The 21,112-nt window shown below is 45.6% G+C and carries 18 protein-coding genes, 1 tRNA gene and 1 pseudogene; 16 read left to right on the top strand and 4 right to left on the bottom strand.

Going from position 1 to position 21,112, the window contains the following annotated elements; all coding sequences use genetic code 11:
* Positions 1 to 617, top strand: a pseudogene (locus tag CJ260_RS11730) (acyl CoA:acetate/3-ketoacid CoA transferase); the annotation flags it as partial.
* 39 nt (positions 618 to 656) lie between these two features.
* Positions 657 to 1,073, top strand: a complete 417-nt coding sequence (locus CJ260_RS11725; RefSeq protein WP_087478693.1) for a MaoC family dehydratase — start codon at positions 657 to 659, stop codon at positions 1,071 to 1,073.
* Between the two features lie 246 nt (positions 1,074 to 1,319).
* On the opposite strand, the gene CJ260_RS11720 is transcribed toward CJ260_RS11725, so the two are convergent.
* Genes CJ260_RS11720 through CJ260_RS11710 form a run of 3 tightly spaced genes read right to left on the bottom strand, consistent with a single transcriptional unit; the run spans position 1,320 to position 4,108 of the window.
* On the bottom strand, positions 1,320 to 2,237 hold the full coding sequence (locus CJ260_RS11720; protein ID WP_095630337.1) for a ketopantoate reductase family protein: 918 nt from the start codon (positions 2,235 to 2,237) through the stop codon (positions 1,320 to 1,322).
* Positions 2,234 to 3,151: a ketopantoate reductase family protein gene (locus tag CJ260_RS11715; RefSeq protein ID WP_095630336.1), complete on the bottom strand. Its 918-nt coding sequence runs from the start codon at positions 3,149 to 3,151 to the stop codon at positions 2,234 to 2,236. The genes CJ260_RS11720 and CJ260_RS11715 overlap by 4 nt, the downstream gene beginning before the upstream one ends.
* A gap of 54 nt (positions 3,152 to 3,205) precedes the next feature.
* Positions 3,206 to 4,108, bottom strand: a complete 903-nt coding sequence (locus tag CJ260_RS11710) for a LysR family transcriptional regulator (RefSeq protein WP_095630335.1) — start codon at positions 4,106 to 4,108, stop codon at positions 3,206 to 3,208.
* Between the two features lie 229 nt (positions 4,109 to 4,337).
* Between CJ260_RS11710 and nifJ the strand changes: the two genes are divergently transcribed.
* Complete coding sequence (nifJ, locus tag CJ260_RS11705) at positions 4,338 to 7,826, top strand: pyruvate:ferredoxin (flavodoxin) oxidoreductase (protein WP_233127990.1); 3,489 nt, start codon at positions 4,338 to 4,340, stop codon at positions 7,824 to 7,826.
* 169 nt (positions 7,827 to 7,995) lie between these two features.
* Here the strand turns inward: nifJ and CJ260_RS11700 are convergent, their stop codons facing one another.
* Positions 7,996 to 8,469: a hypothetical protein gene (locus CJ260_RS11700; RefSeq protein ID WP_087478699.1), complete on the bottom strand. Its 474-nt coding sequence runs from the start codon at positions 8,467 to 8,469 to the stop codon at positions 7,996 to 7,998.
* Positions 8,470 to 8,664: 195 nt separating this feature from the next.
* Between CJ260_RS11700 and CJ260_RS11695 the strand changes: the two genes are divergently transcribed.
* The 13 genes from CJ260_RS11695 (at position 8,665) to CJ260_RS11635 (ending at position 20,962) form a co-directional block, all read left to right on the top strand.
* A tRNA-Gly gene (locus CJ260_RS11695) sits at positions 8,665 to 8,738 on the top strand.
* 605 nt (positions 8,739 to 9,343) lie between these two features.
* Positions 9,344 to 10,321, top strand: a complete 978-nt coding sequence (locus tag CJ260_RS11690; protein WP_158221408.1) for a YafY family protein — start codon at positions 9,344 to 9,346, stop codon at positions 10,319 to 10,321.
* A gap of 35 nt (positions 10,322 to 10,356) precedes the next feature.
* Positions 10,357 to 10,614 carry a helix-turn-helix domain-containing protein gene (locus tag CJ260_RS11685; RefSeq protein WP_095630332.1) on the top strand — a complete coding sequence of 86 codons (258 nt, stop codon included), beginning with the start codon at positions 10,357 to 10,359 and terminating at the stop codon, positions 10,612 to 10,614.
* Between the two features lie 169 nt (positions 10,615 to 10,783).
* Entirely contained in the window at positions 10,784 to 12,889 is a 2,106-nt protein-coding gene (locus CJ260_RS11680; RefSeq protein WP_095630331.1) for a dynamin family protein, read from the top strand.
* A complete protein-coding gene (locus tag CJ260_RS11675) occupies positions 12,870 to 13,508 on the top strand; it encodes a hypothetical protein (protein WP_095630330.1) in 639 nt (212 codons plus the stop codon). Before CJ260_RS11680 ends, CJ260_RS11675 begins: the two co-directional genes overlap by 20 nt.
* A gap of 4 nt (positions 13,509 to 13,512) precedes the next feature.
* Positions 13,513 to 16,692 carry an ATP-binding protein gene (locus CJ260_RS11670; RefSeq protein ID WP_095630329.1) on the top strand — a complete coding sequence of 1,060 codons (3,180 nt, stop codon included), beginning with the start codon at positions 13,513 to 13,515 and terminating at the stop codon, positions 16,690 to 16,692.
* 7 nt (positions 16,693 to 16,699) lie between these two features.
* Complete coding sequence (locus CJ260_RS11665) at positions 16,700 to 17,368, top strand: HNH/ENDO VII family nuclease (protein WP_095630328.1); 669 nt, start codon at positions 16,700 to 16,702, stop codon at positions 17,366 to 17,368.
* Between the two features lie 5 nt (positions 17,369 to 17,373).
* Positions 17,374 to 17,778: an SMI1/KNR4 family protein gene (locus tag CJ260_RS11660; protein ID WP_095630327.1), complete on the top strand. Its 405-nt coding sequence runs from the start codon at positions 17,374 to 17,376 to the stop codon at positions 17,776 to 17,778.
* 68 nt (positions 17,779 to 17,846) lie between these two features.
* Positions 17,847 to 18,485, top strand: coding sequence for a hypothetical protein (locus CJ260_RS11655; protein ID WP_095630326.1), 639 nt, complete (start codon positions 17,847 to 17,849; stop codon positions 18,483 to 18,485).
* A gap of 39 nt (positions 18,486 to 18,524) precedes the next feature.
* Positions 18,525 to 18,905 carry a hypothetical protein gene (locus CJ260_RS11650; RefSeq protein ID WP_095630325.1) on the top strand — a complete coding sequence of 127 codons (381 nt, stop codon included), beginning with the start codon at positions 18,525 to 18,527 and terminating at the stop codon, positions 18,903 to 18,905.
* A gap of 42 nt (positions 18,906 to 18,947) precedes the next feature.
* Entirely contained in the window at positions 18,948 to 19,283 is a 336-nt protein-coding gene (locus tag CJ260_RS11645) for a hypothetical protein (protein ID WP_095630324.1), read from the top strand.
* A gap of 125 nt (positions 19,284 to 19,408) precedes the next feature.
* Positions 19,409 to 20,476 (top strand): serpin family protein, encoded by a 1,068-nt coding sequence (locus CJ260_RS11640; RefSeq protein ID WP_158221407.1) that lies wholly within the window; start codon positions 19,409 to 19,411, stop codon positions 20,474 to 20,476.
* A 156-nt stretch (positions 20,477 to 20,632) separates the two neighbouring features.
* Entirely contained in the window at positions 20,633 to 20,962 is a 330-nt protein-coding gene (locus tag CJ260_RS11635) for a hypothetical protein (RefSeq protein WP_095630322.1), read from the top strand.
* Positions 20,963 to 21,112 lie beyond the last annotated feature (150 nt).

Here is a 21,112-nt window from a genome sequence, read left to right as displayed (position 1 = left end):
CTGAAGAAGGCATCGACAGCATGGTACTGACGACAGAAGCAGGCACTATCGGCGGCGTACCGGCCGGCGGCCTGAGCTTCGGCGCAGCCACGAACGCCTCGGTTATCCTCGACCAGCCGTACCAGTTCGACTTCTATGACGGCGGCGGCGTAGACCTGGCAATCCTGGGCCTGGCTGAATCGGACGTCAACGGCAACATCAACGTAAGTAAGTTCAACGGCCGCGTAGCAGGCTGCGGCGGTTTCATCAACATCACGCAGAATTCCAAGAAAGTTATCTTCTGCGGTACCTTCACGGCCGGCGGCCTGAAGGAAGAAGTCAAAGACGGCAAACTGGTCATCACAAGCGAAGGCCGGAACAAGAAGTTCCTGAAGCAGGTAGAACAGGTAACGTTCAGCGGTGCCTATGCAAATGCTGTAGGCCAGCCTGTACTGTATGTTACGGAACGTGCCGTATTCAAGCTGACTCCGGAAGGCTTGGAACTGATCGAAGTGGCACCGGGCATCGACATCGAAAAAGACGTATTGGCATACATGGACTTCAAGCCCATCGTCAAAGACGTCAAGCTGATGGACGCTCGTATCTTTGAAGACAAACCCATGGGTTTGGAACTGTAATATGCAGTTATATACTTCACAAAGAGAGGAGATGAAAAAATGGCACGTGATGTAAAATATGAAGATATTAAGATTGGCGATAAAGCATCCGTATCGAAGACGATTTCCGAATTCGACGTATATGCCTTTGCCGGCGTAACGACAGACTTCAACCCCGTCCACATCAACAAAGAATTCGCTAAGAATTCCATGTTCAAACAGCGCATTGCCCACGGCATGATTTCTGCAGGTTTGATTTCGGCCGTACTGGGCACGGAGCTGCCGGGCGTGAACACGATTTATATGAATCAGTCCCTCAGCTTCCTGGCACCGGTATTCTACGGCGATACGCTGACAGCGACGGTAGAATGCAAGGAAAAGGACGATGCGAAACACCGCATTATCTTCAAGACGACCGTTACCAACCAGGACGGCAAGGTCGTTACCGACGGCGAAGCCCGCGTCATGAAGAAATAAGGCGAGCTGCTGCTGGCAATGGAAGTACCCGGACATAGAAGCTGAAGCCGGTGAATCACCGCTTACATGTTTCACCGACGGGATGTCCGGTCTGTAGTAAACGAAAACAACCTTTTAAGTGCTTACAAGCTCTTGCCAACTTGCTGTGCCTATGGCCGGCGGGTTGGCAAGAGTCTTTTTATAAGAAAAGGGCCCCCGTGCTCTATGGATAGATTTCATAGAACACGGGGGCCTTTGGTATTATGCTTATGTCGCCGTATGCTGTAGGCGCTGCAAAATCGTGTGGTAGCAATGGGCTGAGAAGGGAACGGGAATATGCAGCTCGTCAGCCGTTTTTACCAAGTATCCGCTGAAGGTTTCCAGCTCGCTTTGACGGCCCTGCATGATATCGCGGGCCAGGGAGCTGGAGACGTCTTTATCCTTTTGGCGCATGACGCGGTCGTAAATTTCCTCGGGAAGGGTTGGCGAGAGGGCGATGCCCAATGCCTTGCCGACGGCATAGGCCTCATCCAGGAGGGTACGGAACTCCTCTTTGCCCTTGGGCTGGGAAAAGACGTAGCCAATCGTCCCTTCGTAATAGGACGTAATGACATTGTAGGCGCAGTTTGTAATGTATTTGTTCCAGATTTCCGCCGTAATATCGTCGGAGAGTCGGCACGTCAGGCCTTCGCAGTTGAGCACGTCGTAGGCGCGCTGCGCCGCTTCCTTATCGTAGGAGCCGATGAACAGACGGGCGAAGGTTCCCGATTGGCGTATAGAAAAATCTGCTTCATAGGCTGACGTAATGTAAATCGTCGTGTCGACGATGGGACATTTCGGCAGGATCTTTTTCGCCGCGGCGCCATGGTCGACGCCGTTTAAAATCAAGACGACGACGGTATGCCGGCCGACACAGGGACGAATTGCCGTCAGCGCGTCGGCAAGGGAGTAATTTTTTACGCAGACAAATATCATGTCTTGTATGCCAGCTGTCGACGGGTCGTCGGTCACGGCGGGAAAGGCCGTATGCTCTCCGAATACGTCGCTGTGGAGGACGAGGCCCTTTTTCAGCAGCGCTTCTTTGCGCGGTCCCCGGGCGATCAGCGTGACGTCGGAGTAGGCGGCGCATAATACAGATGCGACGTAGCCGCCGACGCCGCCGATGCCTGTTACCATCAGTTTCATTTTCCTACCTCCCGTTTCAGCAGCTCTTGATAAAACCGTTTGGACACGGGTGCCGGCACGCCTAGCCGGTCGGCCAGGCGGACGAGATGGCCGCTGAACGTCTCAAGCTCCGTCGGCTTATGAGCCATGGCGTCTCGGGCCATGGAGCTCGTCGCGTCGGCGTTGCGGTAATGCATCATGTCTTCGAAAATCTCTGCCGTCAGTCCGGAAGGGAGCTGTACGCCATCGGCTATGGCTACGGCATAGGCTTCGTCGAGAAGGGCCCGAAACTCTGCCAGCCGTTCCGGATGCTCCAGCAGTCCTCGTGTCGTACAGGTGTAATAGGCCGTAATCGTGTTGTAGGCGCAGTTTATGATGTATTTTTTCCATACTTCGCTTTTCATATCCTGGGGAATCGTACATTCCATGGCCTGTTCGTGATGCAGCAAGCGGCAGACCAGGGCTGCGGCGTCGCGGTCGGGGCTGTCTGCGCGCATGCGGACGTAGGGGCTGGCGTGGCAGATGGCGTATTCGCCGTCGTAGGATGATGTGATGTAAATAAGCGAATTTACGACTCGGCCCGCAGGAAGGGCGGCCCGGGTCCGGTCGGCATGGTCGATGCCGTTCATAACAGGGACGACTACGGTGTGCTCGTCGACGCATGGGCGAAGGGCGGCCAGGGCTTTGTCCAGGGAAAAGGTTTTTACGCAGACAAAAATTACATCCTGAATGCCAACGTCGGCCGGGCAGTCTGTCACGGCGGGATGATAGGTTTGTTCTCCTAAGACGGCGCTGTGGACGACCAATCCCCGCTGTTCCAGGGCCTTCTTCCGTTCGCCCCGGGCGATCAGCGTGACGCTGCCGGGATAATAGTGGCAGAGAACGGCGGCAATGTAGCCGCCGACGCCGCCAATGCCTGATACCATTAATTTCATAACGTATTCACCTTCTTAATCAGCGTGTATTGTAGTAATAAAACGACGGAATGCCTAGAGCCGGGACGTTTCCGTCTCGATAACTGCCTGTATTTCCTGCAGGAACCCTTCTATCTGCGGCGTCATGACCTTGTTGGCGTGGAGCACTGTCTGGACGTACGAGCTGTCGCAAAAGTCGGTAATCGGCAGGATGACGACATCGCCCTGCTTAGCCGCCTGGGCGACGGTGTATTGGGGCAGGACCGATAAAAAGTTGCCCTTGCTGACGAGGCGCGTTGCCGTGTTGGCGCTTTGCAGCGTCAAGAATGGGCGAAGGGTAATATTCTGGGCGGACATGGCGCTCTGAAAGGTGACGATGTAGGGAGCTGTCAATTCCATCAAGATGAACTCCTCGTCTTTTAAATCGCTCAGGGTCAGAGAGTTCTGCCGGCACAGGTGATTGCCGGGATTGGCGATGACGACGATGTCTTCCTTTCGGGAATACCATGTGTGCCACTGCGTTTTCGGCAGGGGCTCGGCAATGAGGCAGGCGAAGTCAAGAACGCCGGTCTGCATCCGATTTTTCAGGGTCGCCGTATCGTCGACGACTAACTCGACTTTGACGTTGGGAAAGTGCTGATGATAACGGAGAAGGGATGATTCGAACAGGATTTCGTACAGCGATTCTACCATGCCGATGCGCAGGGTGCCGCCGAGGGATTCCTTGGATTTCAGGAAATTTTCCATCAGTAGGGCCGTCGCGACGATTTTCTGGGCGTAGGGAATCAGCTCCTCGCCATGCTGAGTCAGCGTGACCTGGCGGCCGATGCGGTTGAATAAGGGCGCGCCGACCTCCCGTTCCAGCTGCTGAATCTGCGCGCTGACGTTGGACTGGGAATAGCCGAGGATTTTCGCCGCCTGCGTGAAGTTTTTTATAGAAACGACTTGAAGAAAGGTATTTAAGTTTCGTATTTCCATAATTTATAATCTCTCCTTCATATGACTAGTATGCAAGATTTTCTTTTCTCCGTCAATGATTTTTATAAAATATTGAAAAGTGGCTTACATCAGGCTTGACAATCAAAAATATTGATTAAAGCGATTAATTTCATTTGTTATACAGATATAGAATTGTGCGTTATAATAAAGCCATTGAAGACTATTTTTTATTAGTTGGAGGGATTTTCATGGCAAAAAAATGATGACCATGGACGGCAATACCGCTGCCGCTTATGTGTCCTACGTGTTTACTGATGTTGCCGCTATTTATCCTATTACGCCTTCTTCCACGATGGCGGAAAAAATGGACGAATGGGCGACTAAGGGCGTTAAGAACATGTTCGGACAAGTTGTCCGCGTTCAGGAAATGCAGGCTGAAGGCGGCGCTGCCGGCGCTGTTCACGGCTCTTTGCAGGCAGGCGCTTTGACGACGACCTACACGGCTTCTCAGGGCTTGCTCCTTATGATTCCGAATATGTACAAAATCGCCGGCGAATTGCTCCCGGGCGTATTCCACGTTGCAGCTCGTGCTCTCGGCACGAACACCTTGTGCATTTTCGGCGACCAGCGCGACGTCATGGCTTGCCGCCAGACCGGCTTTGCTATGCTGGCTGAAGGCAGCGTTCAGGAAGTTATGGACTTGTCGGCTGTCGCTCACTTATCGGCAATTAAAGGCCGCGTTCCGTTCCTCAACTTCTTCGACGGCTTCCGCACGTCTCATGAAATTCAAAAAATCGAAGCCTTCGACTACGACGATTTGGCAAAATTAGTCGACATGGACGCTGTTAAAGAATTCCGCGACCGCGCTACCAACCCGGATCATCCGACGACGAAGGGCACGCTGCAGAACTCGGATATCTACTTCCAGCAGCAGGAAGTACAGAACAAGTACTACGAAGCGCTGCCGGATATCGTTGAAGACTACATGGAAAAAATTTCCGCTCTCACGGGCCGGGAATACCATCCCTTCAGATACTACGGCGCTCCCGACGCAGACCGCATGATTGTCGCTATGGGTTCCTTGACGGACGCTATCGAAGAAACGGTAGACTTCCTCAACAAACGCGGTGAAAAAGTCGGACTCCTGGCAGTTCACCTCTATCGCCCGTTCTCGGAAAAATACTTCTTCAAATATATTCCGGAAACGGTTACGAAGATCGCTGTTCTTGACCGCACGAAAGAACCGGGCTCCGTTGCTGAACCGCTGTACCTCGACGTCAAGGGCGTATATGCCGGCAAGGAAAAACAGCCTCTTATCGTAGGCGGCCGCGCTGGCCTCGGCGGAAAAGACACGACTCCGACCCACATTCTTTCCGTATTCGAAAACTTGAAGCTCGACCAGCCGAAAGATCAGTTCACTATCGGCATCGTCGACGACGTTACCTACACGTCCCTGCCCCTCGGCGAAGACATCGACACGACGCCGGAAGGCACGACGGCCTGCAAGTTCTGGGGCCTTGGCTCCGACGGCACGGTCGGCGCCAACAAGAGCGCTGTTAAGATTATCGGCGACCACACGGATATGCACGCTCAGGCTTACTTTGCCTATGACTCCAAGAAATCCGGCGGTATTACCGTATCTCACCTCCGCTTCGGCAAAAACCCGATCAAATCGACGTACCTCATCAACAAAGCTGCTTTCGTTTCCTGTTCGCAGCAGTCGTACGTACATAAATACAACGTATTGTCCGGCCTGAAGAAAGGCGGCAGCTTCCTCCTGAACACCCTCTGGACTCCGGAAGAACTGGACGCGAACCTGCCGGCTTCGATGAAACGCTACATCGCGCAGAACGATATTCAGTTCTACACGATCGACGCTGTAAACATCGCTCAGAAAATCGGCTTAGGCGGCCGCTTCAACATGATCATGCAGGCTGCGTTCTTCAAGATCGCCGACATCATTCCTATCGACGATGCTGTTAAATACCTGAAAGACGCTGTCGTTTCCTCGTACGGCAAAAAAGGCCAGAAAGTCGTCGACATGAACAACGCCGCTATCGACAATGGCGTAACAGGCATCGTAAAAATCGACGTTCCGGCCAGCTGGGCTGACGCTGCCGATGAAGCTGCTCCTGTCAAAGACGTTCCCGAATTCGTTACGAAGATTTTGGAACCGGTCAACGCACAGGAAGGCGACTCCTTGCCGGTCAGCACGTTCATCGGCCTGGAAGACGGCGCATTCCCGCAGGGCACGGCTGCTTATGAAAAACGCGGCGTTGCTATCAACGTACCGGAATGGGATGCAGAAAAATGTATCCAGTGCAACCAGTGTTCCTTCGTCTGCCCGCACGCAGCTATTCGTCCGGTTCTCTTGACGGATGAAGAAGTCGCCGCTGCTCCGGCCGGCCTCAAGACGAAACCGGCTGTCGGCGTTCCCGGCATGCACTTCACCATGGCTGTCAGCGTCCTCGACTGCTTAGGCTGCGGCAGCTGCGCTCAGGTTTGCCCGGCTAAGGAAAAAGCCCTGGAAATGAAACCCTTCGGTTCTCAGGAAGAAAAAGCTCCCCTCTGGGATTATGCTGTAAATCTCCCTGCTAAGAAGAATCCCATGAATAAATTCACCGTCAAAGGCAGCCAGTTCGAACAGCCGCTGCTCGAATTCTCCGGCGCCTGCGCAGGCTGCGGCGAAACGCCGTATGCAAAACTCATCACGCAGCTCTTCGGCGACCGCATGATGGTTGCTAACGCTACGGGCTGCTCCTCCGTATGGTCCGGCAGCGTACCGTCCATGCCGTACACGACGAACGAAGCAGGCCACGGCCCGGGCTGGGCGAACTCCTTGTTCGAAGACAACGCCGAATTCGGCTTGGGCATGTTCTTGGCTACGCAGCAGGTTCGCGAAAAAATGGCTATGGATATTCAGGAAGCTATCGACAACCCGAATACACCGGCCGACGCGAAAGCCGTATTCCAGGAATGGCTCGACAATAAGGACGTAAGCGAAGGCACGCGCGAACGGGCTGACAAGGTTGTCGCCGTCGTAGAAGCAGCTAAGGACGTATGCCCGATCTGCAAACGCATCTATGAACGCCGCGACAATTTGGTAAAACGCAGCCAGTGGATCTTAGGCGGCGACGGCTGGGCTTATGACATCGGCTTCGGCGGCTTGGACCACGTATTGGCTCAGGGCGAAAACGTCAACGTCTTCGTATTCGATACGGAAGTTTACTCCAACACGGGCGGTCAGTCCTCCAAAGCTACGCCGACCTCGGCTATCGCTAAGTTCGCAGCTGGCGGCAAGAAGACGAGAAAGAAAGACTTGGGCCGCATCGCTATGACCTATGGCTATGTATACGTTGCTCAGGTTGCCTTGGGCGCCGACAAGAACCAGTGCCTGAAAGCGATTCAGGAAGCTGAAGCTTATGACGGCCCGAGCTTGATCATCGGCTATGCACCGTGCATCAACCACGGCATCAAAGCCGGTATGGCCAACAGCCAGATCGAAGCTAAGAAAGCCGTTGAAGCTGGCTACTGGCACCTGTATCGCTACAACCCGGCTCTGAAAGCTGAAGGCAAGAATCCGTTCATCCTCGATTCTAAAGAACCGGTCAGCGACATTAAAGACTTCCTCATGGGCGAAGTCCGCTATGCATCGCTGAAGACCGTATTCCCTGAAAAGGCTGACGAATTCTTCGAAAAGACGGCTGAAGACATGAAAGACCGTCTCGAAGCATACAAGACCTTGGCTGGAAAATAAGCCGATACGTTAGTGTATAACTCTATTTGCTCATAGAATCACATACAGCAAAACACGCCTTATCCTTCGGGATAGGGCGTGTTTTGTTTGTTGCTGCATGACATGATAAAGGGGCTTGCTGCACGTATGACGTGCGGCAAGCCCTTTGTATCTCTGGAAAAATATGTCTTTACTGCTTCGGCAATGCAGCCAGGCGATGGGTATTGACAAACATGTCTTTGATATTTTTAAATTGAATCGTGTCGATGCTGATTTCCTTTGCTTCACCCTGGGGAGAGTAGACCTGCTGCAATTCCGCTTTTAAATCGTACGTGTTGTCGCGCTTATTGCCGTGAAGCGTCGCCGAATATTCGTTGATCTGACGGATGACCTGATTTTGCTGGAAAGCCATGGCATCCAAGGTGCTGTTGTACTTTTCTACGTACAGCGTGCAGGAAATATTTTCGATGCTGTTGGGGAAGTCCCGGGTCTGCATACTCTTTATGGAATCCATGTCGACGTATACGACGCCGTCGGGCTGAGTGCTTACGACGCGGTACCGGTCGGGATTATTCAGCAATGTCGTCGAGTCCATCGCGCCGACGGCGGCGCAGCCCATCAGGAGCGTTCCGGCCATCGCGACGGCAGTTAAGATTTTTTTCATAGCATATCACTATCCTTTCTAAAATCCTTGTGAGTGCATTATAACATAAAGTCTGCCTTAGGAATAGAGAAGAGGCGAAACTGTAACAAAACAGTAACATGACGGAGGCCGTGCCTGGGATTTTATCATATTTTCAGCTCTAATCTCTTTACAAAGGGCTCGTGTATTTGATATACTTAATAAGTACCATAACATGCGGGTGTAATTCAGTGGTAGAATACGAGCTTCCCAAGCTTGGTACGAGGGTTCGATCCCCTTCATCCGCTCCATACAGATAGAAACTGGCCTCATGGGTGTTTTCCATGAGGCCATATTTATGCCCAAAAGGCCATAAGGATTCTCCCTGTTTCATACTTACTGGTGTCCCTTCCTTGATACAATAACAGCCCTGTCGGATATCCGGCAGGGCCTATTTGCATGGGCAGTTATATTTTGTGTGCAGATACTGCGCAAGCAAGTGTTACAGGAAATCACTGCGCAGAGGTCTTTTTCGAGTTCATCAGTGTCGTTCTTGAATGGTGTTTTTATACAGAAAATCTTCCCATTTTCAGCATATTAACTGACATATTGCATATACATGTAAGAATTATAGCTTAATATATAATTTTATGCTGTATATGTATCATTTCTAGGCGAATATAAAGCATATCTAGGCGAACTGTAAAAACAAAAAACGTGCCATAATAAAAAAAACGTGCCATAATAATATGTGTATAAGGAATAAAATGTAAAAAATCACGATACTTCTATGCAAATTCTTTATACAGTATTCCCAATTTCTTTTTTACTGGGACACTCGTCTGTCTCCTTCGTTTTCTATAATAAAGGCAGAAACAGCACATCAGACGCTATCAGACGAAAGGAGGAACGATTCATGGAAGGCTCGAAACAGGAACGAATGCTGGAAATCTTTTTCCGGGGATTGCGCGGCGAAGATATATCCATACAAAAGCTAGCTGTGCAGTACGGTGTATCTACCAAGAGCATCAGTCGCACGATAAACGACATCAAGGCCTTTCTGGCCGACCACCGGGAGCTCGTCGGCAATACGGAATTGCAGTATTCCCACCGCGATAAATGCTACTGCCTGCGGATGGACGAGTTTTTGACCAATCAGGAATTATTCGCGCTGATAGAAGTCGTGATCGGAGCCAGAGCCTTTTCCAAAGAAGAGCTCCTTCTCCTGACGTCGAAGCTCAAAGCCTTTACGACGACGGACGACAGGGCCAAGCTAAACGAACTTATCCGCAAGGAGCTGTACCATTACACGGCGGTCAAGCACGACTGCGAAAGCGTGCAGGATATGCTCTGGCAGCTCGTGCGCTGCATTACGGAAAAGCGGGAAATCACTGTTGAATACTTCCGGTCCGACCGGGCCCATACGGTGCATCGCCTGCGTCCGGCGTCGGTCATGTTTACGGACTTCTATTTTTACCTCATCGCCTTTGGTACCGACGGCGATACGGAAAAGCCCCTGTATTTCCGCGTAGACCGCATCAAGCAACTGACCGTTCACCGCCGGAAATTTACGACGGACGACGCGCCAGCCTTCGACGAAGGACTGCTCCGCCAGCGCAGCCTGTTCATGTGGCCGGGAAAATTGCGCACCATTCGGTTTGCGTATAACGGCGTATCGGTGCAGGCCGTCCTCGATAAGCTGCCGACGGCGCGGGTCATCGACCGCATCGGACGGACGCATATCGTCGAAGCCGAAGTCTACGGCGAGGGTATCGTCATGTGGCTCCTCAGCCAGGGGCCGTGGATCAAAGTGCTGGAACCGCAGGACTTCGTGGAAACGATGAAAGAAAAACTGATGGAAACCTTGGCCCAGTATACCGAGACGACTGTATAAATTATAGTGAAATCTGAAAGAAGGAAGGTATTCCCATGGATCAAAAAGACATACTCTACAAGCTGATCGGAGCGCGAATACGATACTATAGAACCCTCAACGGCCTCAACCAAAGAGAATTAGCCAAACGGGTCCACCTCAGCGAAAGCGCCATCGGCAGGATAGAGCGGGGCGATTACAACGAAAGCATTTCCCTGTCTACGCTGGTAGATATTGCCAACGGCTTAAAAATCGACGTACAGCGGCTGCTGACGATGGATGAGGACGAGGAACGGCTACTGGGATGGAAATAAAATGTTGCAGCGACAATTATTGTCGTTGCAGGATAGTATAATTATAGCGTGCTAAAAATATCACACAAAGTAAAAGAATATCTAGTAATAACTATTGCCATTGCAAAACATTAACTGACGTATTGCGTTAAAAAATAACATTCAATGCCCAAGGAAGGAGACTATATCCATGACTACTGATTACCAAGCAAGAAAAAACGAAGTCTTAGCATTATACGATGCTACCGAAAAATTATTGAAGGGAATAGAGCAGTATTATCAACAAATTGAAGGTCAAATTAAATTACCAATTCCTATTGAAAATAAGAAAGAATTATTAATGCACATTAGTAAAATTTCAGAAAAAGTTAAAGAAGATGAATTTAAAATTATAGTTGCCGGCGAATCCAATAGCGGTAAGTCTACGTTTATTAACGCGTACTTGGGTATTGAACTGCTTCCGATGGATGTACAACAGTGCACAAGTGCTGTCGTCGAAATTAAATATGGAAAAACTTTTTCCGTACAGGCAACATATGCTAACGGGAGACAAAAGACAATTACTGATAAACAAGCGGCTATTGCCTTCTTAAAAAAGAATGCCGCATTAAACGATGATTATAGAGATATACCGGTGCCTACTATTAACAGTGAAATTCTCGTAAAATCCGGATTACGGGCGCGGGCTAAGGGGATCCCTATTTGCATTTCTGAGGTTGAAGTAGAAGAAATGCTGAAAGCGCCTGAAGTGCAGAAGGCCAATATTCATAACCTTCCCGTTTCCGAGTACAATCAACTCATTAGAGAGTATATAAAAAAACGGAAAAATACTTGGCAAGACATTGTAACAAAGATTGAAGTTATATATCCATTTGAAGAAGAAGCTCTTAAAGGTATTGAAATTATCGACAGCCCGGGAGTTTGTGCTCGCGGCGGCGTTTCCGAAATTACCTCTGACTATATAAAAGACGCGGATGCCATTATCTTTTTGAAATCAATTTCTGGTCAAGCCTTAGAATCTACTCAGTTCAATCAATTTATGGAAAACGTAAGTATCGGCCGAAACAAAGGGACTCTATTCCTCGTACTTACCCATGCGGCCGATTTATCACCAAAGGACTTGCGCAGATTAGAGGCAGAAGCGAAAAAGCAGTTTAAAAGCCTCGACGAAAATCATATTTTAATTGTAGACAGCAAAGCAGAATTGTATGCAAATACATTTTCTCATATTAAAGATATTCAAAAAGAACTTCTCAGGTTAAATAATGAGGGAACTCTTGATGGGTTTCTACTTAAGGCCTATAACGAGACAAATGGTTTTTTAGGTTCTGGTGATTTTGTTGAAAAATTAAAGGAAATATCTCGATTTCAACAAGTTGATAATGCATTAGAGCGTTTTGGCAGAAAAGCACATTACCTCTTATTGAGTGATTTACTGGCGTCTATGGTAACATTATATGAATTCCTTGGGAGCAATATTAATGAAAGTATAGAATGTATAAAAAGTCGTCAGGAAGCAAAAGATCCGAAAGTATTTGAAGCACAAATAAGCAAGCTACAAGATGAATTAGGGCAAATTGAAAGAAAAATGCATGATGGAGTTGAGGATGTTACTCGTCAATTTACTGGGTATAATGGAATAATTAAAAATACAATAACGAAAGAAGTGAAGGATTTTTCGGTCGCGGCGGACAAGATAGCTAAGGACGAAGATTCCTTTGCGAAATTAGAAAAGTTATCTTTTGAAAAAATTGAAAAATTTCAAGAATTTACCCAAACAATTCAAGAGCAAATTGTAAAAGAGTTTGATAAAGAATTGATACAGTTAAGTGATAAGAGTTCGATATCTTTTATATCATTGAAACCAGATTTTACAGCAGATACGTTTAAAAAAATTAAAGATTCAACTGAAAAAAACGCGTATGAAACTCGCTCCTTTGAAACGGGGGTAACATTTAAAACCACGCATACGCATTCGGTATATTCGCAACCGAAGCATTTTAAACTCATAAAACATGATATTGAGGGTCGTTTGACCGCCTTGAAAAATAATTTATCGGAAAACCTTATCGCATTTGTTACGAATATTCAAAAAAAATATACTGAAGAGCTTAGTAAGAATGCTCGAGTAAAAGAAAAGGAACTGGATGCTATCATGAAAGCTAAAGCCACAGCCGAGCAGATGAGGGAGATCATTCAAGAGCTTTCTAACTTCATTGGTAGTATTCATACGACACAGGCAGACATAACGAAAATAATAGGAGGCATTGCAAAATATGTACAGCGAAAAAATTAAATCCAAAGTTGACGCAATGTTTATTGACCTAAGCAATCGGGTCAATTCTATTCTCATGGATTCATTTAACTTAGATGAAGCTAAAAAAAATATAATCGAGTTGGTAAGCTCAGAGTTGACTATCAACAGCCAGTATATTTTGAGTGATATGTTATTTGACTTACGCAAAGCCACATTACATACGGATTTTTTTGCAGATGTTAGCAGACAAAATCGCTTTTCTGAAGTCAATCTTCGCTACGAAATAATGAGCAAATATCAATTCACGCCAAATACTACAGTAAATTACGAAGAAGCTTCCAAAACCGTACAAGCGTTAAAAATAGGCGGTGCTACCTTTGTTATTGGAGGAGCCATAGAAATTGGTGCCGTGTTAGCTGCTGGATTGTCCGTTTCTAGTCTTGTACCTATTCCTATCAGTATCCTGATAGTTGCTTCTATCGGCGCGGCATTAGCGGATTATCACGTTTTGGAACCTGCTAAAAACAAAAAAAGATTAGCACACGCGTTGAACACCTATCTTGAAGAGGTGAAAAAACAATTTCTAAAATGGTTTGATGACGTGGAACAGTATTACAATCAAAGAGTGGAAGAAATTAAGCAAGATATGACGAGGTAACGATATGAATGAACTGGCTATAGAACAAAAACAAGCTAACTTAATGGAAGAATTGCATAGAGATAGCCTCGTACTAGGCACGCAAACGGAAAAATTTTTGAATTTGGTTTACCCATCGTATCTCATTCAAAAACATGATGTGGAAAACCTTCTTGAACAGAACAGTATGCTTCGACTTCAAAGCATGACATTTTTCCGAATTGATAGTTGTACCGCCGATACTGTAGATAAAGTATTCGAAAATGTAAATGAAAGATTCGAAAAACTTCTTACGGCTTTGCATTCCATCGACATTCCCATTGCCTACGGCCTCATAAGCCGCGACGGCATGACGAACCTTGTGTTGGGTGTGTATTCTCCCCACGATGTAGAAGCGGTTACAACTATTACGCGAGGCATGCTTTCCGGAATCAGTATGCAAGAAATTTCACCGGATTTTTCGCCCAGATCAACTATCCCGATGAGTCATGGGATTTTAACAGGAGTACCATCGCTATATGTTGACGGACAAAAGCAGACATTTAGTTTAGCCTCTATTATGCGCAGCCTAAACGGACAAAATTATATGCTCTTGTTTATTGCAAAGCCAGTTGGCAGAGAAATAATTTCTCAAAATATTTCAGAATTACTTGCAGTAAAAGATGCAGCTTTTGCAATCAGCAAAAGGAACATCGCCAGATCAAGCACGTATTCAAAAAATATAGCTGAAGGACTAACCAGCGGAGACACCGAAATGAATAGAGCCGGTAGAGCTTTGGCAGCGGCGAGCGTTGCCGCAGGGACCCTTTTAGGATTCTTCGCACTGCCCGGAATTGGCGCGGCTGCCGGGGCTGCTATCGGAGGCGCAATGGGAGGCAGTTTGGGGACGCTTATTGGTAGCTTTGCTGGAATGGGGAAATCTCACTCAGAAGGGATTAGTCAATCTATCTCCGAAGCAATAACGGCTGGAGAAACTATATCAAGCGATATTCAAAACAGCTTTGCCCTTGAGTTAATGGATTATGCAGATAACGCTATCGAGCGGCTTAAAGGCGGGCAAAATAATGGCGTATGGCAAACTGCTATTGCCTATTCGGCGGAAAGCCTTCTTTCACGAAATATTATTCGCGCATGTTTGTGCAGCGAGCTTTCAAAACTCGACGCTAAGAAATTACCTATGCTGGCTTTTGAACCGAAGGCTACACCTGAAGTCTTGTCAATACCTGATTTTCTGGAAGAAGAACATTTCAATCCATTATGCTCTTATCTGAATTCAGCAGAGTTGGGATTGCTTTGTACTGTCCCTACGGAAAGCGTTCCTGATTTTGAACTTCGTCTTGAAAGAAAGTTCCCATTACTTGCCAGCAAATTAGGAGCAAATGATGTTCCCCTTGGTCATGTCGTAGACGGCAAACGTCCTATGGAAAATATGCCGTTTGCGCTTAGCGAGCAAGATCTAAATAAACATACGTTTGTCTGCGGCATTACTGGCAGCGGCAAAACAACCACGGTAAAGAAAATATTGATAGAAGCGAAAAAGCCGTTTCTCGTGATTGAATCTGCTAAAAAGGAATATCGGAATATTGCAGTGGATACGACGGTATACACGCTTGGAAAGCCAGAGATCAACGCCCCGCAGCTCAATCCATTTTATATTATGCCGGGCGTAAGTCCTCAACTCCATATTGACTACCTGAAGGACTTATTTAACGCATCGTTCTCGTTTTACGGTCCTATGTCCTATATTTTAGAAAAGTGTTTGCATTCCGTATATAAAAACAAAGGCTGGGATTTAACCCTTGGATACCATCCGTTATTAGCCAACGTTAAAAGTTCTATTGACTTTTTTAGTATAGACCATATAAAAACGCAATACGCTAAGCTCTCCCATAAGTTTTTATTCCCTACCATGCAAGAACTAAAGGACGAGATTGCAAGATATATTGACGAAGAATTAAAATATGATGGAGAAGTAGCTGGCAATATAAAAACTGCCATGAAAGTAAGATTAGAGAACCTCTGTGTTGGCGCTAAAGGATATACTTTTAATACGAGCGATTTTATTGATTTTACAGACTTACTTGAAAAAAATGTTGTCTTCGAATTGGAGGGTCTTGCCGATGACTCTGATAAGGCCTTTAGTGTCGGCTTGTTAGTAATTTTTATCAATGAATATCGACAAGTGCAAAAAGAACTTAACGGAAGGCGAAAAAAAGGATTACAGCATTTACTTGTCATAGAAGAAGCCCACCGCCTGCTTAAAAATGTGGAAACCGAGCGTCTTTCTGAAACCTCTGGGAATCCAAAAGGCAAAGCAGTCGAGCATTTCACTAATATGATTGCTGAAATGCGTTCATATGGTCAAGGGGTCATTGTGGCAGAACAAATCCCAACAAAACTTGCTCCTGACGTGATCAAAAATTCGTCAACTAAAATAGTTCAACGCATTGTTTCTGCTGATGACCAACAGGTTATAGCCAATACGATTGGAATCACAGGAAAGGACGCCGTCCAACTAGGCTTTTTGGAAACGGGCTACGCCTATTGTCATAAAGAAGGAATGATGCTGCCTACTCCGGTAAAAATTCAAGATACGGTTATCCTTGATGGAGTCAAGCAAGATTTAGATGTTTTTGTTACAGACGAAGAATTGTATAATACTGATATTGACAGATTTGAAAAAATAAATCTTAGCACTATCCGCAATTCTTTAGGTGATACTATATGGATGAAACAAAAAGCCTTGTCTATTTTGAATACACTCATGATTGAAAATGAAGATAACTGTATTGCCGCTTGCGATATGCTGATGAATGATATCGAAAATAAAATTAAGCAAAAAGATATTCGTCTAACATTGTCCAGAAATACGGCACGTTTGTGTGCCGAGTATTTGACAGAAGTTATCCTAACGCTGATGAGCAGAGGGGTATATTGTGCAAAAACACTTTCAGATGATACCTTTGTCATGTTATTAGAAAAAACGTTCTATGCCCCTTCTCATGAAAAAATTAACGAAGTAAAGGAACATTTGCAAAATCTATATGCAAAAGACGTATCCTCATATGCAAAAAGGAATGTAACTGCTCTCATAACCTGTTCAATGAACAGAAATACGGATATACCAAGTACTATTCGCAATTATTTTATCGTCGTTTCCGATTCAACTAGTTCAGAAATAGAAAATATGATTAAAGGAGGTTAAGATATTCATGATAGGAACAGATTCTTTTTTTGATAAACAACTGGAAAAGAGCAAATTCCCCGAAGTCCGTGAACTTCCTAAGGCGGATGAAATGGGACGATCGCAACGGGTAGAATTTCCGGATATTTCTTACATTGAACATACATCCCCCGCTGCGCTTATGGAACACTGGGCACTGAAAATGAGAGAAATATCAGAAAGCAAATTGGAAGGCTTAACAACGGAAGAAAAAGCAAAAATCAAAGAAGAAACAGGTTGGTCTGACGAAATAATTGAAAATATCCAAAACATGAAACAATATGAGATTTTAAAAAATGCTGGCCTTGTGGAAGTTGAAATCAATGGAAGAAAATGTTTAATAAAAGAAAATATTGATCTCGATTATAAAGATGAAGACGGTATATCTAATAGAGATAGAATAGCGCGCGGACTCGCTCCGTTAGATAGTAAAACAGGAAAACCTATTGAATTGCATCATCTTGGACAAAAGCCTGATTCTCCTCTCGTCGAATTGACTGAAGAAGAACACCGGACTGGCGAATATGAAGATGGTAAAAAGAACCAAAGTCTTTGGCATGATAATACAATAGAATCTGAAGTTCATGGTGAAGACAGTAATTGGGATCAGATACGAAAAGCACATTGGAAAATACGAGCAGAAACTATTAAGAGGTGAATAAAATGACTAAGATAGTAAAATTAATTAATTCTTTGCCGAATTTATTGACGTTGAAACCGGCTACGGCAAAAGAGATTACGGAAGCAGAAATTCGTTTGCGAGTTGGCTTTGCGGAAGACTATAAAGAATATTTGGCTGCTTTTGGAGCGATTATGGCAGAGGGGATTGAATTAAGCGGTATTGCAAAATCCGAACACCGTAATGTCGTGTCTCTTACAAAAAAAGAACGAGAACTTAATTCCAAAGTTCCTCGCAATATGTACGTAATTGAAAACACGGGAGTCGATGGAATTATTATTTGGCAGGACACAAACGGAACTGTATATCAGACTCAGTCGAATATAGCCCCGCGTCCTATTGCAGCTTCCTTGACAGATTACATTGAGAAACAACTGAAAAACAAGTGAATTTAATATCATTCCTTTTTATCAGGAATAGAAGCATATTATTTATAGTTTGACCGGAGGTGATATGCATGCCGACCATTCATAATAGATTTAGCGGAGTAAGCATGGAAGTAGACTATTCTGTATTGCTTGACAGCGAATTGTATCCAAATGATACGTGGAAGCGAGCTGCCTATGTGATCCTCGGCGTGTATCCGTCGTCCCGAGAAAATTTAAAATATGTTGTCCAATATGGAGGCGGCTATTTTGCATTATTAAATAGCTTGAAGCCGCTGCTCATTCCCCTTCATTGGCAAAACGTGGCCTATGAGATTGCCAAATTCTTCATGAGACAAGAACCGGATATGAGCACCTTTTTACCTGAAATCGGCGAACAGGAAGTGCATAATATAGCCTCATCCATAGCAGTTGCCGAAGCAATCTTTTGGTTTCTCCGGAGGAAGGAGTCGCAGGAACATTATAAGGTCAGCTCAAAACTTCGTTCCCCCTTTAGAAAGCGTATGCCTCAACGGCCGTTATTACCGCTATTGCCTTTGGAGGTGCCGTATCTGCCGTCGATGCCGGAAGAAGATGACCGTCCGGCATGGTATACGGCCAATTATGTAGCGAGGATGTTACTAGGCCATATAACGGAAGAATCGTCAGACGGATGGGAGTTTTATCTGGCATCTAAACAGTACGATTATGTAGAGGAAAAGCGTGATTAAGTCACAGTCTAAGGAATGCATTATGAGGAGGGATTTCACATGAAAAAAGTCGTTGTAGCTTTAGGTATTATGCTTAGTTTGGGAATGGGGAGCTGTCTGCTGACGAATGCACCGGTAGTGCCTGCCGTATCTGCCGCCTCGATTGAAGTCGATCGCAGTAGCGCATGGTTTGACCAATCCAGCCGTACCTTCGGCGCAGACGTAACGTTCAATGGCGAGCCGATGACCGTAGCATACTGGTGCATTTCTAACGGGGATGTAGAAAACGTATACCAACGCAAAAACGGCTCCGACTGGGTGTTCATCGGAACCCGCGGCCCCGGAAACAACGATTACCACTTCCCCAGCCAGGATTCCGTATCTCTGTTTATCAAAGTAGGAAATGTAGCGGCTCAGTCGCAAGGATATGACCATTTATAAGTACATCAATAGTATTTTTTACGAAGAAAGGAGAAAATGATGATGAAAAAATTATTAATTGCAGGACTTATTTCTTGCTGCGCCTTGGGATTTTCTGCGCCTTTAGAAGCGCAAGCTGAAGACGTTTGGATTTATAGCGGCAAAGGCGCGAATGTCTACGTCGATACATCGTCTATTTATGCCAAAAGCAGCACAGAATTCAACGTAATCGTCAAATTTAACAGCGGCTCAGATAATAGTCCCGGCAGTACAGACATCTACCATTTCTTTGTCTGGAATGGCACTTGGATGTTTAATCGGAATCCGGACACGATTTCAACGGGACAATCGGTAGATAGTGATTTCCTGGCTAAAAAAGTATTTTCCGCCTGCGTATGATTTTCATGTACCATATGCACGGTCTGGAACTTCCGCAATTAGGAACTTCAAATTTCAATAATCAGCAATCAATAATGGATTGATTAGAAGATGAAAGATCGCTCATCAAGAGGGAGGGCATGTATATGAATGGTTTGCTAGAGCAATCTGCATTAAAATTATTTGAGCAAATATGCCAAACGCAGAGAATGGACAATAATATCTTATTTTCCCCCTACTCCTTGCAACAGGCATTGTCGCTGTTATCTGTAAATACGGAAGACGAACGGATTCAACAAGAAGTGTCCCCCTATGTTTCTCCCGATATACTAGACGAGTCTCTTCTCAATACAAAAAGCGGTACGCTGATACTTTTGAAAGATGAATGGAAGAAGTACCGTACGCATAAAGAACGGGGAACGATTGACTTTTTTTCTTCGCCCGAAGATGGCGAGCAAAAAATTATAGCTTTTCAGAGAAAGCATCTTGGAGAAATATTGTTCCAAGCCAAGCCGACACAAAACGATGGTTTAGGTTTATATTCAGCATTGCATTATTCTGCGGAGTGGGGAGAAGCCTTTAATAAACATGATACGCAGCCCCGGACCTTCTATTTAGATAATGGAAAAGAAATACAGCCGGAAACAATGAAATCGGAATTTTCCAGAATATATGGAAAGATTACGGATGACTACGAGGTCGCCGCCTTGCCGGGAAAAAGACAATCTATTACGTACTTTATCAAGCCTAAAACAAAGAAGTTTTTTATCAAGCTTAAAACTAATAGAGCAAAAGTACTTCATAAGCTATGGGATATTTGTAATCACGACGACGAGCTGCACAATCTGGTTGATTTGCAGATGCCTAAGATTTCAATGAAATCATCCTTTTCCTTAAAGCCTGTTTTAGAATCGTTGGGCATGGAACATTTAACAAAAGAACGATTTACAGTAGATAATATTGTCGATCCATCCAGAGTATGGTCTTATTTAAATGAGGCAGAGCAAGCCGTACAATTATCCTTGGACGAAGAAAAAGCGGAAGTCAAGGCTTTTACCATGGTATGCTCTATGCAAACGGTGTCATGCACAGTTATTAAACCTAAGCCCATTATCATCAAAATGGATCATCCCTATTTCGTCGTAGTAAAAGATAAGACGTCAGACGGCATATCCCGCATTGTATGCGCCGCATGGATTAACAATCCAAAATAACATACTTTTATTCAGGCAGGTTCTTACGAGCCTGCCTGTTTGCTATGTCAAAAGGATACACAAAACGGCTGCATATAGTCTAACAAAGATATAAAACGCATGAACAGCTCGAAGAAGCTGTTATGCCGAATCTTAATTTCCAAGGAGGTCTATACCATGATATTGACCAAATCAGCCATTTTTAAAGAGCTGAATATTTCCCTCAGATGCTATGAATTACTGAAAAAAGATACGGATACGGGGCCGCTGACCTTCACTGAGCCGCAAAATGAGTACGCTGTATTCAGCCTGATGATCCATATGCTTAACGATAGAATCTATCCTGTCATTCAACAACGCCCCGTCTTTGAAAATCATATTCGCTATGAAGATTTGATTATCTGGAACCTGAATTGGATCGCTGCCGATGAAGACTGCCAACGCTATCAGCGTATGCTGGAAGAAATATGCCATATGTACTTAAACAGCGACGCCCAGACTATGTGAAGCTTTTTCTGTAAATAACTGCCAGGTATAGGTCTTCTATGATACAATCTAAATCATAGGAGGCTTACTATCATGGCAAGAGAAAAGAAACCGGTACATAAGGTCATTATGACCGAAGGAAAACGCAGCATTATTCAACAACTGTTTCAA

This window comes from Megasphaera sp. ASD88, from assembly GCF_002287425.1.
GTDB classification, from domain to species: domain Bacteria; phylum Bacillota; class Negativicutes; order Veillonellales; family Megasphaeraceae; genus Megasphaera; species Megasphaera stantonii.
The sequence above is the reverse complement of the archived record's forward strand: the minus strand, read 5'-3'. Positions and strand labels throughout refer to the sequence as shown.